Annotated in this window: 13 protein-coding genes; 11 read left to right on the forward strand and 2 right to left on the reverse strand. The window is 49.3% G+C overall.

The genetic code is table 11. The features are described 5' to 3' along the window. The first annotated feature begins 176 nt into the window (after positions 1–176). Positions 177–797 (forward strand): flagellar protein MotX, encoded by a 621-nt coding sequence (motX, locus tag Q365_RS0111280; protein ID WP_028023439.1) that lies wholly within the window; start codon positions 177–179, stop codon positions 795–797. A 124-nt stretch (positions 798–921) separates the two neighbouring features. On the opposite strand, the gene hmpA is transcribed toward motX, so the two are convergent. Further along, positions 922–2112 (reverse strand): NO-inducible flavohemoprotein, encoded by a 1191-nt coding sequence (gene hmpA, locus Q365_RS0111285; RefSeq protein WP_028023440.1) that lies wholly within the window; start codon positions 2110–2112, stop codon positions 922–924. Between the two features lie 202 nt (positions 2113–2314). Between hmpA and nsrR the strand changes: the two genes are divergently transcribed. The 7 genes from nsrR (at position 2315) to rplI (ending at position 7808) form a co-directional block, all read left to right on the forward strand. After that, positions 2315–2749 (forward strand): nitric oxide-sensing transcriptional repressor NsrR, encoded by a 435-nt coding sequence (nsrR, locus tag Q365_RS0111290; protein ID WP_028023441.1) that lies wholly within the window; start codon positions 2315–2317, stop codon positions 2747–2749. A gap of 113 nt (positions 2750–2862) precedes the next feature. After that, the gene (rnr, locus tag Q365_RS0111295) at positions 2863–5415 is read left to right on the forward strand and encodes a ribonuclease R (RefSeq protein WP_028023442.1); all 2553 of its coding nucleotides are present in this window, start codon (positions 2863–2865) and stop codon (positions 5413–5415) included. A gap of 12 nt (positions 5416–5427) precedes the next feature. Beyond that, complete coding sequence (gene rlmB / locus Q365_RS0111300) at positions 5428–6165, forward strand: 23S rRNA (guanosine(2251)-2'-O)-methyltransferase RlmB (protein ID WP_028023443.1); 738 nt, start codon at positions 5428–5430, stop codon at positions 6163–6165. Positions 6166–6362: 197 nt separating this feature from the next. Beyond that, the gene (gene rpsF / locus Q365_RS0111310; protein ID WP_028023445.1) at positions 6363–6770 is read left to right on the forward strand and encodes a 30S ribosomal protein S6; all 408 of its coding nucleotides are present in this window, start codon (positions 6363–6365) and stop codon (positions 6768–6770) included. 9 nt (positions 6771–6779) lie between these two features. Then, positions 6780–7082, forward strand: coding sequence for a primosomal replication protein N (gene priB, locus Q365_RS0111315; RefSeq protein WP_028023446.1), 303 nt, complete (start codon positions 6780–6782; stop codon positions 7080–7082). A 15-nt stretch (positions 7083–7097) separates the two neighbouring features. Then, a complete protein-coding gene (gene rpsR, locus Q365_RS0111320; protein ID WP_002539422.1) occupies positions 7098–7325 on the forward strand; it encodes a 30S ribosomal protein S18 in 228 nt (75 codons plus the stop codon). Positions 7326–7358: 33 nt separating this feature from the next. After that, on the forward strand, positions 7359–7808 hold the full coding sequence (gene rplI / locus Q365_RS0111325) for a 50S ribosomal protein L9 (RefSeq protein WP_028023447.1): 450 nt from the start codon (positions 7359–7361) through the stop codon (positions 7806–7808). Positions 7809–7921: 113 nt separating this feature from the next. On the opposite strand, the gene Q365_RS0111330 is transcribed toward rplI, so the two are convergent. Next, on the reverse strand, positions 7922–8665 hold the full coding sequence (locus tag Q365_RS0111330; protein WP_028023448.1) for a DUF481 domain-containing protein: 744 nt from the start codon (positions 8663–8665) through the stop codon (positions 7922–7924). Positions 8666–8830: 165 nt separating this feature from the next. Here Q365_RS0111330 and Q365_RS0111335 point away from each other — a divergent pair, with 165 nt between their 5' ends. The 3 genes from Q365_RS0111335 to Q365_RS0111345 are packed head-to-tail and all read left to right on the forward strand — an operon-like array spanning position 8831 to position 12605. Next, positions 8831–10240, forward strand: coding sequence for a replicative DNA helicase (locus tag Q365_RS0111335; RefSeq protein ID WP_028023449.1), 1410 nt, complete (start codon positions 8831–8833; stop codon positions 10238–10240). A 12-nt stretch (positions 10241–10252) separates the two neighbouring features. Continuing rightward, entirely contained in the window at positions 10253–11329 is a 1077-nt protein-coding gene (gene alr, locus Q365_RS0111340) for an alanine racemase (RefSeq protein ID WP_028023450.1), read from the forward strand. A gap of 16 nt (positions 11330–11345) precedes the next feature. Further along, the gene (locus tag Q365_RS0111345; protein ID WP_028023451.1) at positions 11346–12605 is read left to right on the forward strand and encodes a BamA/TamA family outer membrane protein; all 1260 of its coding nucleotides are present in this window, start codon (positions 11346–11348) and stop codon (positions 12603–12605) included. Positions 12606–12632: the final 27 nt, after the last annotated feature.

Here is a 12632-nt window from a genome sequence, read left to right on the forward strand (position 1 = left end):
GAAAAAAACCAGCCCATGTGGCTGGTTTTTTTTTGTTCAAATACCCCTATACTTGGAATATTCGTTCTCGGAAAATTTTCGCCGTAAAAAGAGTAAAGTTAGGAAGAACCTTGCCGATACAAGTTAGGCAAGAGATACCGTTTCTTAACCAAATTACACCGTTTAAGTGGGAATGCATGAAACTGCGAACCTTATTTATATCAATCATGTTGGCAAGCTCTGCGGCAAAAGCAGAACTAGGGCCAGCACTGCCTGTATATGAAGAAGCGCAGTTGATCCGCCTGTTCGAAACGAATACTCACTTAAAGAAAGTTAAAGCTGATGAGTGCCAGCTTCTGCAAGATATTGAAGCGCGTGCGATTCGTGTTGAACTGCCCGCCTACCAATTCCTTTATGGCGATATGCTCGCGTGGGGCGTTTGTGTCGACAGAGATGTCGAACAAGGTGTGTTCTATATGCAGTTAGCGGCGCAGCAGGGCCTACCTGCGGCATTAGAGCAATTGGGGCGTTACTATTCGTTGGGCACGTTGGTGCAGCAAGATAGAGAGCGGGCGATACCTTACCTTCGCGAGGCCGCCTCACTGGGGCATATGCGCGCTAGACTTCAACTTGCTGAGTTGCTGGTGGCGGATTATGGCAGCCCACTCGACTACGAAGATGCCTACCGCTGGTTGTATCACACCATCACCGCAGACAAATCAACGCACCGAAAAGTCGCAATGCTACGTCAGGCACTGGAAGACAAAATGCCGCGCAACGTGATTGCACGCGCCAAACGGCGAGACACCTATTGGTAGTTCATTGATCGTTTTGGTGTGAATCAATCTAACCCTGTTGAGCAAGCAACTTGATATGAGATTGGTGTCGCTAGAATGAATAAACGCCCTGCGATTGCAGGGCGTTGTTGTTTTAACGGCAAAGTTAATTGAGTACTTTGTGTGGGCCAAAGCATTCGTAAAAAATACGATCAGTCGTCACACCAGCAGCTGTTAATTGTGTTGCGATAAACTGCATAAATCCAATCGGCCCGCAAAGGTAAAAGTGACGACGTGTGTCGTCGGTTAACCCTGTTACTTGACTGATGTCCATCAGCCCTTGATGGTCATATTGTTCGCCCTGCAAGTCGTTCTGGTTTGGCTCTCGGTACCAGATATGACGCTGAGCCTGATCATGTTGCGCCACTAACGCATCAATATGTTTTCCAAACGCATGCTGTTCACCGTGCTCAGCCGCGTGCAGCCATTGAATGTCCGCCTCATGTTTACCGCTCAACGTTTCTAACATTGAAAGCATAGGTGTTAAACCAACGCCACCAGAGATAAGCGCTACAGGTGTTTGGCTGTCTGATTGGAAGAAGAAGTCACCACTAGGAGGCGCAAGTTTGACGACGTCGCCGACATTCAGGTGGTCATGTAAATAGTTCGAAACCGTGCCCTCGACTTCGCGTTTTACTGAGATGCGATAGGTTTCATTGTTGGAGGCAGACGAGAGGCTGTATTGGCGAATCTCACGATTGTCGAATTGTGCAGGTGTGAGGTAAATACCGATGTATTGGCCTGGCGTGTAGGGGGCGACAGGCTCACCGTCTTCCGGTGAGAAAACGAAACTGGTGATCACGTCGCTTTCTTGCGTTTTACTGGTTAACACGAAACGACGCGTGCCACGCCAGCCGCCGATATGACCTTGATTGCTCTGATAGATCTCTTCTTCTCTTGTGACAAACACATCAGCCAGTACGCCGTACGCTTCAGCCCACGCATCCAGCACTTCCTGACCGGGCGAGAATAACTCATCAATGGTCGCCAGTAGGTTTTCGCCGACGATGGCGTACATTTCAGGTGTAATGTTAAAACTCACATGCTTTTGGGCGATTTTTTCCACGACGGGCAGCAAGGCAGGAAGGTTATCAATATTGGCTGCGTAGCCATGAACGGCATTAAAAAGTGCCTCACGCTGTGCGCCAGTGAATTGATTGCTCATGTTGAAAATATCCTTGAGCTCGGGATGGCGAGCAAACATACGGTCATAGAAATGAGCGGTGAGTGTTGGGCCAGTAGCTGCAAGCAAAGGTGCGGTAGATTTTACGATTTCGATGGTTTTTGGACTGAGCATGGGAGGTCCTTGTGTCTTATTTTAAAGTGTCATTTGAAATGCATGTTATAAGTTGTATCTGAAATGAATGTTTAGATCAACAAAAAAGTGTGACCTGCTTTAATCAAGGGGTGGGGGTGAAAAGTGGCGAGAAAAGAAACTGACCACATACGCGCCTTTTAGATCAGTTCGATGTACAATGCGAGCGAGGAGATTTGAAAACGTGCAATTAACCAGTTTTACAGATTATGGCCTAAGGGCGCTTATGTATCTGGCTATGCTGCCTCCTGAAGAGCTGACCAGCATTACCGTAGTTACTGAGAAGTATGGGGTGTCCCGTCATCATATGGTGAAGATTATCCACCGTATGAGTCAGGTTGGCTATGTGGAAGCCGTACGAGGAAAGAACGGTGGGATCCGATTAGGCAGGCCAGCGAAATCTATTGTGATTGGCGAAGTGATCAGAGCGTTAGAGCCGCTGAGCATTGTTAATTGTGGTGGCGATGCATGCCACATAACCCCTGCCTGTCGCCTGAAAAGTGCCATTGCAGATGCGTTGGAAGCGTTTCTTGCTGAAATGGACAAACACACACTTCATGACATGGTGTCAGGAAACCACGACCTCCACAGCCTCCTTATCCCAGTTCGTCCGGCATAAAATCAGTATTTGAGACGATCTGTCAGTTTTTTCTGGCAATCCTGCCGGGCTACCCATTTTCTTTTATTTTAAGCGATATACTTAAAAACAAGTGTCGCTAACGGGAATCCTATATGTCTCAGGACAAAAATCTACACAGCAACGACCCGCATTTGGGTCGTGAAGCACAAAAATACGATAACCCAGTACCAAGCCGCGAACACCTGCTTGAAGTGATCAAAGGTTTCACTACACCCGTTAGCCGAGATCAACTGTTTGAAGTGCTCGGTCTACGTAGTGACGAAGAATACGAAGGCTTGCGCCGTCGCCTACGTGCGATGGAGCGAGATGGTCAGCTAATTTTCACCCGCCGTCAGTGCTACGCGCTGCCTGAGCGACTCGATTTAGTCAAAGGGACCGTGATTGGTCACCGTGACGGCTTTGGTTTCTTGCGCCCTGAAGGCAAAGGCAACCGAGAAGATTGGCTATTGCCGCATCACCAAATGAAAAGCGTCATGCATGGCGATTTTATACTTGCGCAACCAGCGGGCACTGATAAGCGTGGCCGTAAAGAAGCGCGTGTTGTACGCGTGCTTGAAGAGCGTAAAGGACAAATTGTAGGTCGTTTCTTCTTGGAAGATGGCAACGCATATGTTGTCCCAGATGATTCTCGCTTAAGCCAAGACATCATCATCCCTAAAGAAGATCGCAAAGGCGCTCGCATGGGCAATGTTGTGGTCGTGGATATTTTCCAACGTGCAACACGTCAACACAACGCCATGGGTCGCATCGTTGAAGTGCTTGGTGAGAACATGGCGCCGGGCATGGAAATTGAGATTGCTCTGCGTACGCATGACATTCCAAATGAATGGCCTCAAGACGTCGAGAAGCAGGTTAAAGACTTCACCGAAGTCGTACCTGAAGAAGCCAAGCAAGGCCGTGTCGACTTACGCGAATTACCGCTAGTAACCATTGATGGTGAAGATGCGCGAGATTTCGATGACGCCGTTTATTGTGAGAAGAAAAAATCAGGCGGATGGCGTCTATGGGTCGCGATTGCCGATGTGAGCTCTTACGTTCGCACGAATTCAGCGCTGGACAAAGAAGCCATCAAGCGTGGTAACTCGGTGTACTTCCCATCGCAAGTCATCCCAATGCTGCCAGAAGTGCTATCCAATGGCCTATGTTCACTGAACCCACAGGTTGATCGCTTGTGCATGGTGTGTGAAATGACCATCTCTGAAACCGGTAAGCTGTCAGGCTACAAGCACTACGAAGCGGTGATGAACTCACACGCACGACTGACGTACACCAAAGTGGCGCAGATGCTGGATGGTGACGAAGAGTTGCGCGAACGCTACGCACCATTGGTTCCGCACCTAGAAGAATTGAACAGCATGTTCAAAGTGCTGAAAGGCGCACGTGAACAGCGTGGTGCTATTGAATTTGAAACCATTGAAACCAAGTTCATTTTCAATGCAATGCGCAAGATTGAACGCATCGTGCCAGTAGAGCGCAATGATGCACACAAGATCATCGAAGAATGTATGATTTTGGCAAACATCGCGTCAGCGCGTTTTGTTGAGAAACATAAAGAGCCTGCGTTGTATCGTGTGCACGAAGCGCCAGGCGAAGAGCGTCTAACGGGCTTTAAAGACTTCCTGAGCGAAATGGGCCTGTCGTTGGAAGGTGGACTCGAGCCATCACCGACTGATTATGCAAGATTGGCACATTTGATTAGCAGTCGTCCGGATAAAGAACTGATCCAAACCATGCTACTGCGCTCCATGAAGCAGGCGGTTTATCAAGCAGACAATGCGGGTCACTTTGGTTTGGCGCTTAAGCAGTATGCGCACTTTACCTCGCCGATCCGTCGTTACCCAGATTTACTGCTTCACCGTGCCATTAAGTACCTTATTGCCAAGCAAGAAGGTCGCAATACCGATAGTGGTACATCGACTGGTGGGTATCACTACTCGGTTGATGAAATGGACAACATGGGTGAGCAGTGCTCAATGACAGAGCGTCGTGCTGATGATGCTACCCGTGATGTGTCTGATTGGCTGAAATGTGAATACATGCAAGACCATGTTGGCGACGTGATGGAAGGTACCATTGCAAACGTCACCGGTTTTGGTTTCTTTGTCCGTTTGAATGACATTCATATTGATGGTTTGGTTCATATTTCAAACCTCGACAATGATTACTACAACTATGACATGGTGAGCCAAAAGCTAGTAGGCGAAAGCTCTGGTCGTATATTCCGACTTGGCGATCAGGTCACCGTCAAAGTATTATCCGTCAACCTTGATGAAAGGATGATCGATTTTGGTCTGGATGGCGTGACGCGTAAACCGCGTGGTGAAGGCAAAACCTCTCGAGACAAAGCGAAGAAAGGTCGTGCGGATTCGGGTAAAAACCCAGAATCAGCAAAAGAGCGTGGTTCTGTCCGTCAGCAGCTAAAACGTGGCTCTATTCCGAAAGCAGCAGGCGACGATAAAGGGCCTGAAGGCAAAGGAAAGAGAAAAGGAAAGCCTCATCGCAAGGGCTCTTCTGCCAACAAGGGAAAGGGGCCTTCAGCAGCTAAAACGACTACTGACGGCACTCCAGCGAAGAAAAAGAGCAAGACTCAGAAGGTGCGCAAGAAAAAAGCGCAACGAAACAAACCCGAAAAAGCAGGCAATTAAAAGAAGTAACCCATGAGCAATGAAATGATTTATGGCATTCATGCCGTCAAAGCCGTGTTGGCATCTGATCCAGCACGCTTTATCGAAGTTTATGTTCTAAAAGGTCGTGAAGACGATCGTTTACTGCCCGTGCTGAAGGAATTGGCTGAGCTTGGCATCACCACACAGGAAATGGGACGCAAGGCGCTGGATGATAAAGCTGATGGCGCGTCGCATCAGGGATTGATTGCACGTGTTAAGCAAGGTCGTCAGTACAACGAAAATGACCTTGATGCGATTCTAGAAGGCAAAGAGAACCCATTACTGTTGGTGCTTGATGGCGTCACAGACCCGCACAACTTGGGTGCGTGTCTGCGTAATGCGGATGCGGCTGGTGCATGTGCGATCATTGTCCCTAAGGACCGCTCAGCGCCACTCAGCGCGACGGTACGTAAAGTCGCGGTCGGTGCTGCGGAAATCGTCCCACTTGTCCGTGTGACGAATCTGGCGCGCACTATGCGTGCATTGCAAGAACAAGGCGTCTGGTTTGTGGGTACTGCCGGCGAAGCCACGCATGACATTTACCAAAGCAAAATGACAGGTCCATTGGCGATTGTTATGGGCGCAGAAGGTGACGGTATGCGCCGTCTGACGCGAGAAACCTGTGACGAGCTGATCAGCATCCCAATGTCAGGCAGCGTGTCGAGTTTGAACGTGTCTGTTGCAAGCGGAATTTGCTTGTTTGAAGCCGTGCGCCAACGTCGCAGTTAACCCTGCGAAAAGCCACAGCTTTCAATAATCTCTGCGCCCGATAATTTATTTTGTCGGGCGTAGTGCTTTCTATTGCTATTACCGATGCAATTCTGTACTATCCTGCCTCCAAATTCCCGGTCTTTTACTTTCGTTCCTTGCTTCCTTTGGACGACTGGGCCAACACTGGAAGCTGAATAATCCGTAAGGAGCAACCTATGCGTCATTACGAAATCGTATTCATGGTGCACCCTGATCAAAGCGAGCAAGTTGCTGGCATGATCGAGCGTTACACTGGTTCTATCAAAGAGTCAGGTGGTCAGATCCACCGTCTAGAAGACTGGGGTCGTCGTCAACTGGCTTACCCAATCAACAAACTGCACAAAGCTCACTACGTTCTTATGAACGTTGAAGCTGACCAAGCAGTAGTTGATGAGCTGGAAACTGCGTTCCGCTTCAACGACGCTGTGATCCGTAACATGGTCATGCGTACCAAAGGCGCTATCACTGAGCCATCTGTAATGATGAAGGCTAAAGAAGAGCGCGCGCCACGTCGTGAAGATCGTGAAGATCGCGGCGACCGTGCAGAATTTGCACAGTCTGAAGGCGAAGCAGCAGCTGAGTAATTTGAATTGATGACCAATCGAATTGCGCTGTCTGGTGTTATCACCAATGGCCCGATTCGAAAGCAGAGTCCAGCCGGCATACCTCATTGTCACTTTGTGATTGAGCATCGCTCGGAACAACTGGAAGCTGCACTGCCAAGGCAGGTGTATTGCCGTTTACCGGTAGTCATTAGCGGGCAGGGGTCTCAAAGCAAAACACAGCACTTAGCTTTAGGCAGTAACATTAAGGTCAGCGGGTTTCTCGCTTACCAAACCAGCCGAAATGGCGCGGGTAAATTAGTGTTACATGCCGATGACATTATAGATATTTAGATCAGGAGATTGCCCATGGCACGTTTCTTCCGTCGTCGTAAATTCTGCCGTTTCACTGCAGAAGGCGTACAAGAGATCGATTACAAAGACGTAGCGACTCTGAAAAACTACATCACCGAAGCTGGTAAAATTGTACCTAGCCGTATCACTGGTACCCGTGCTAAGTACCAGCGTCAGCTGGCACGCGCTATCAAGCGTTCACGTTACCTGGCTCTGCTGCCGTACACTGACAAACATCAGTAATCGGCACTGTCCAAGTTAATAGAGGAATAGATAATGCAAGTTATTCTGCTTGATAAAATCGCTAACCTGGGTGGCCTAGGTGATCAGGTAACTGTTAAGTCTGGTTACGCTCGCAACTTCCTTATCCCACAAGGTAAGGCAGTAATGGCAACTAAATCTAACGTTGAGCATTTCGAAGCTCGTCGTGCTGATTTGGAAGCAAAAGTTGCTGAAGTTCTAGCTGCTGCACAAGCACGCGCTGAACAAGTTGAAGCACTAGAAGCGGTAGTTATCGCATCTAAATCTGGTGACGAAGGTAAACTATTCGGTTCTATCGGTACTCGTGACATCGCAGATGCAGTTTCTGCAGCTGGTGTTGCTGTAGCGAAGAGCGAAGTTCGCCTGCCAGAAGGTGCGCTACGTAACGTTGGTGAGTACGAAATCAGCCTGCAACTGCACTCTGAAGTATTCGCAACTGTTAAAGTTAACGTTGTAGCTGAGTAATTCAGACACCACGTAAGCTTTGAAAAAACCGGCCTTAGGGCCGGTTTTTTTATGCATGAAGAAAAGTGAAGACTCAGAGGTTCGGCGTGAGCGGGTCTTATAACGTGTAGTTTTTAGAACTTGTACGCTAAGTTCACGGTAAAAATAGAATCACGATTTTTGAGCCCAGGTGGCACCTGATCAATATACTTCTGTGTTGTTGAAAGCTTGATGGCTAAATCGTCAATCAGGCTGGTCGAAATGGACGCCCGCGTTTCGATACTCGAATTGCTAGGGCCTGCAATGGCAGTAACCCGCGTTTCAAGCTGTGCGTTTTTATTGATTTGCCAAGAGAGTTCGGCCTGAGCCCTGACAATCACCTCTTGGACGTCATACGGCATGATCAGATCATCATCATCGATTTCATCCAGATTAGGGCTTTGGTAACGATAACCGGGACCAATCTCGAGCAGCAATGATAAATCTTCCTGCCAAATCGCTTGATAACCTAAACCAGTGGCGAGAGTGAGGTCTTGATAATATGGACCATATTTGTCGTCAATGAAGCTGATATTGCCCAAGACATATCGCTTGGGGTCAAACTTGTAGTTGGCCTGACTTTCAAGCTCACTTTTGTGTTTGTCTTCTTCCCCGTCCTTTTCAACCAAAAGAAACTTCGCTTCTGACATATGGCGATAGGGACCATCGGTGAAATTCACACCTAGACGGCTATTCAGCGTCATGGAATCTGAGTTGCCAGAAAGAGATTGAAAACCGAGTTCTACTTCAGATTGCCAACGTTCAGGGACGCTAGCTAGCGCACAAAGAGGTAGTGCAACTAAACAAAAAAGAGACGGTTTCAACAGCACTGACGCCATATGGGTTACCATAACAATACTTGGGAGGACATTTTATATGAATCCTCCTTCATTAGGTCAGCAAGACGTTAAATTGATAGGAAAATAATTTGTCTTCGCACTGGGTCGTGCGTCCTAAAGGGATTCGGATATAATGGCCTGCGCAATGACAAGGTACTAAGTGATATGGCAGAGCAACGCAACAAGCAATTTAACTCAAAGAAACCCCGAGACCGTCAGGTAGATGCCCTGAAGATGCCGCCGCATTCGTTAGAAGCGGAACAATCAGTGATTGGTGGTCTGATGCTCGACAACGAGCGTTGGGATAGCGTGGCAGAAAAGGTGGTTGCCGTTGACTTCTACAGCCGTCCTCACCGACTGATTTTTGAAAGCACCAAGCAACTACTTGATGCGGGACAGCCCCTCGATCTCATTACCCTTTCAGAGCAACTCGAAAAACATAACCAGCTTGATGATGTGGGTGGTTTCGCCTACCTCGCTGAGCTTGCGAAGAATACGCCAAGTGCGGCTAACATCGTCGCGTACGCCGACATTGTGCGTGAGCGCGCCATGGTTCGTAACTTGATCAGTGTCGCTAATGAAATTGCCGATGCGGGTTACGAGCCTGAAGGTCGTTCATCTGAAGACCTGCTCGACATGGCGGAGAGCAAGGTCTTTGCGATTGCTGAATCGCGAACCACAGAAAACGAAGGCCCACAGAACATTGACAGCGTACTCTCGAAAACCCTTGAGCGCATTGAAGTGTTGTTCAAATCACCGCAAGACGGTGTGACGGGTGTATCGACAGGCTTTGCAGACTTGAATAAGAAAACTGCTGGTCTGCAAGGGTCTGACTTGATCATCGTCGCGGCACGTCCGTCGATGGGTAAAACCACCTTTGCGATGAACCTGTGTGAAAACGCCGCCATGGATCAGGACAAGCCAGTTCTTATCTTCTCGCTAGAGATGCCCGCGGAACAGTTGATGATGCGTATGCTTGCATCGCTCTCTCGTGTCGACCAAACCAAAATCCGTACCGGACAATTGGATGACGAAGATTGGGCAAGGATCTCCTCCACCATGGGGATCTTGATGCAGAAAAAGAACATGTACATTGATGACAGTTCAGGCCTTACACCGACCGATGTGCGCTCTCGTGCTCGTCGCGTTGCACGTGAACACGGCGGCCTGTCGATGATCATGGTCGACTACCTTCAGTTGATGCGTGTGCCTGGCTTGCAAGATAACCGTACTTTGGAGATTTCTGAAATCAGCCGCTCGTTAAAAGCGCTGGCAAAAGAATTGAATGTGCCCGTTGTCGCCCTGTCGCAGCTTAACCGCTCGTTGGAGCAACGTGCAGACAAGCGCCCAATTAACTCCGACTTGCGTGAATCAGGCGCAATCGAGCAGGATGCCGACCTTATCATGTTCATTTATCGTGATGAGGTTTATAACCCTGAGAGTCCGTTGAAAGGTATTGCTGAAATCATCCTTGGTAAGCAGCGTAATGGTCCTATCGGTTCCGTTCGTTTGACCTTCCAAGGTCAGTATTCTCGTTTTGATAATTACGCAGGCCCTGCGTTTGATGAAGAGTAATCGCGAGGCGTTATGAAGGCGGCAACCGCGCTTATCCGTACAGCAGCACTAAACCACAACATTGATGTAATTCGCGCCATGGCACCCAATAGTCGTACTTGGGCGGCGATTAAAGCGAATGGCTATGGGCATGGGTTATTGCCCGTGGCCAAAGCGTTGTCTTCACAAGTGGACGGCTTTGGTGTTGCCCGCTTGGACGAAGCACTGCAGCTTCGTGCGGGTGGCGTGGTGAAACCTATCTTGTTGTTAGAAGGTTTTTACTCTGCTGTTGATTTGTCGACCGTGGTTGCCAACAATTTGCAAACCGTGGTGCACTGCGAAGAGCAGTTGCAGGCTTTTGAGCGCGCAACGTTGGAACACCCCGTCACTGTTTGGCTGAAAATAGACACAGGTATGCATCGCCTCGGGGTTAATCCTGACGATGTCTGTGATTTTATCTCGCGTTTGGAAGCTTGTTCTAGCGTGGCGAAACCTCTGCATTTTATCAGCCACTTTGGCTGTGCAGATGAGCCAGAAAACCCGCTGACGAAGCAACAGATTGCCCTTTTCAATACGTTGACAGCAGGCCAGCCAGGCTTGAAATCATTGGCAGCATCATCTGGTACCTTGATGTGGCCAACTAGCCACTTTGATTATGTTCGCCCTGGGATCAGTCTTTACGGGATTTCGCCAGTGTCTGAGCGCACTGGTGCCGATTTTGGCTTGCAGCCAGCAATGACCATGACCTCTAGCCTTATTGCTGTGCGTCGCGCAAAGCAAGGTGATGCGATTGGATATGGAAGCCGTTGGGTAACACCGCGTGACACCCTGCTTGGTGTTGTCGCCATCGGCTATGGTGACGGTTATCCTCGTGTTGCCCCCGATGGAACGCCGCTAATGGTGAACGGCCGCCGTGTCCCTTTGGTTGGGCGTGTTTCCATGGACATGTTAACGGTCGACCTTGGCCCTGACGCCACGGATCGTGTGGGTGATGAAGTCATCCTTTGGGGAGACGGATTGCCCGTTGAAGAAATCGCCCAGCACGTCGGTACGATTGGCTATGAACTGGTCACAAATATCACGTCACGTGTCGACATTATTTATACCTAATGATTTGTAGGTCCTCTTGAAATTACGAACGTTAAAAGCCGCAACTTGTGTTGCGGCTTTCTTATGCCCACTATCCACCACCGCAATGGCTTCTAATGCTTCTGAGCAGGAACAAGCCTTAGATATTGAAGTCGTCCCTTTCGCATTTTCCACGGAAGCCATGGGATTTTCCGCGGGTATGGCTGGGCTTTGGAAGCATGCTGGTCAGCCACAGGCATCACTATTTGCCGCAGGGTTAGGTTCCAGTAAAGGCTCGTGGATGGGATTTTTTGCCGCCAACAACTACACGCTTTCACCAGAAAGTCGTTGGTTAATCAGCGGTCAGTTTTACGAAGGCAACTTTAAGCAGTTCGACTACTTTTTGGGGGACGCCGCCTCCAACGCCTCTTCTTTTGACGATCGCTTAACCGCAGACAGCCGAGACGCGCAGCATCATGTCGGCTTTCGCTATATCCTTCCTTGGGGAGCGGGCGAGCAACAGCCTATTCGTGCGGCGTTGATACCGCGTCGAACCGTTGATGGAAATGCGCCTTGGAACAGCGGCGTCTCGTCGATAGAGCTTCGCCCTTTCTACCATGCGCAATCGTTGAAAGGTGACGGGGTTGATGCTCCGAGTGAATTTGGCAGTGCAGAAGAAGTTTGGGGCGCTGAAACGCGTTTTCGTTGGGATAACCGCAATAGTTTAAGTAGCCCAACCATGGGGAGCCTGAGTGATGTCGTGATCACGCTCGATCCGGGCGCGGATGACCGAGCAAGCTGGTGGCAGTGGGAGGTCAATCAAAGTTGGTATTGGGATCTTGGTGCGTGGAAAGACTTAGCGAACCAACAGGTTGTGGCATTTAACGTGTATACCAGCGATACCCCAAGTTGGAACCAAACCTCCAACATGGATGGCACGAGCCAATATCAGCGGCCTCCAGAGTTTGCGGGTGCTCGCCTAGGCGGTCTGTATCGTTTACGCAGTTTTCAAACGGGACGATTCGCAGGGCGATCCGCATTAAGCTACAGTGCAGAATATCGCGTCATGCCAGAGTGGCAACCACTTGGTGATTTGCCCGTGTTCAATTGGTACGACGTACCATGGTGGCAATGGGTGCTGTTCACCGATGTAGGGCGCGTGGCCGATGAATACGATTTGGCGGAACTTCACCGTGATATGAAATGGAGCAGTGGTGTTGCCATGCGCTTTCAGGTTGAAGGCATCGTTGTACGCTCAGAAATGGCGTTGGGAAGCGAAGAAGGGCTGTTTAGAGTGATGATCAATCAGCCGTTCTAAAAGTAAAAAATAGCCAACGCATCGCGT

It is taken from the genome of Enterovibrio calviensis DSM 14347 (genome assembly GCF_000621165.1).
Lineage (GTDB): Bacteria > Pseudomonadota > Gammaproteobacteria > Enterobacterales > Vibrionaceae > Enterovibrio > Enterovibrio calviensis.

Bases quoted from the DNA above. Each gene is read 5' to 3' on its own strand.
- motX (WP_028023439.1), top strand. From the start codon at position 177: ATGAAACTGCGAACCTTATTTATATCAATCATGTTGGCAAGCTCTGCG.
- hmpA (WP_028023440.1), bottom strand. From the start codon at position 2,112: ATGCTCAGTCCAAAAACCATCGAAATCGTAAAATCTACCGCACCTTTG.
- rnr (WP_028023442.1), top strand. From the start codon at position 2,863: ATGTCTCAGGACAAAAATCTACACAGCAACGACCCGCATTTGGGTCGT.
- rlmB (WP_028023443.1), top strand. From the start codon at position 5,428: ATGAGCAATGAAATGATTTATGGCATTCATGCCGTCAAAGCCGTGTTG.
- rpsF (WP_028023445.1), top strand. From the start codon at position 6,363: ATGCGTCATTACGAAATCGTATTCATGGTGCACCCTGATCAAAGCGAG.
- priB (WP_028023446.1), top strand. From the start codon at position 6,780: ATGACCAATCGAATTGCGCTGTCTGGTGTTATCACCAATGGCCCGATT.
- rpsR (WP_002539422.1), top strand. From the start codon at position 7,098: ATGGCACGTTTCTTCCGTCGTCGTAAATTCTGCCGTTTCACTGCAGAA.
- rplI (WP_028023447.1), top strand. From the start codon at position 7,359: ATGCAAGTTATTCTGCTTGATAAAATCGCTAACCTGGGTGGCCTAGGT.
- Q365_RS0111330 (WP_028023448.1), bottom strand. From the start codon at position 8,665: ATGGCGTCAGTGCTGTTGAAACCGTCTCTTTTTTGTTTAGTTGCACTA.
- Q365_RS0111335 (WP_028023449.1), top strand. From the start codon at position 8,831: ATGGCAGAGCAACGCAACAAGCAATTTAACTCAAAGAAACCCCGAGAC.
- alr (WP_028023450.1), top strand. From the start codon at position 10,253: ATGAAGGCGGCAACCGCGCTTATCCGTACAGCAGCACTAAACCACAAC.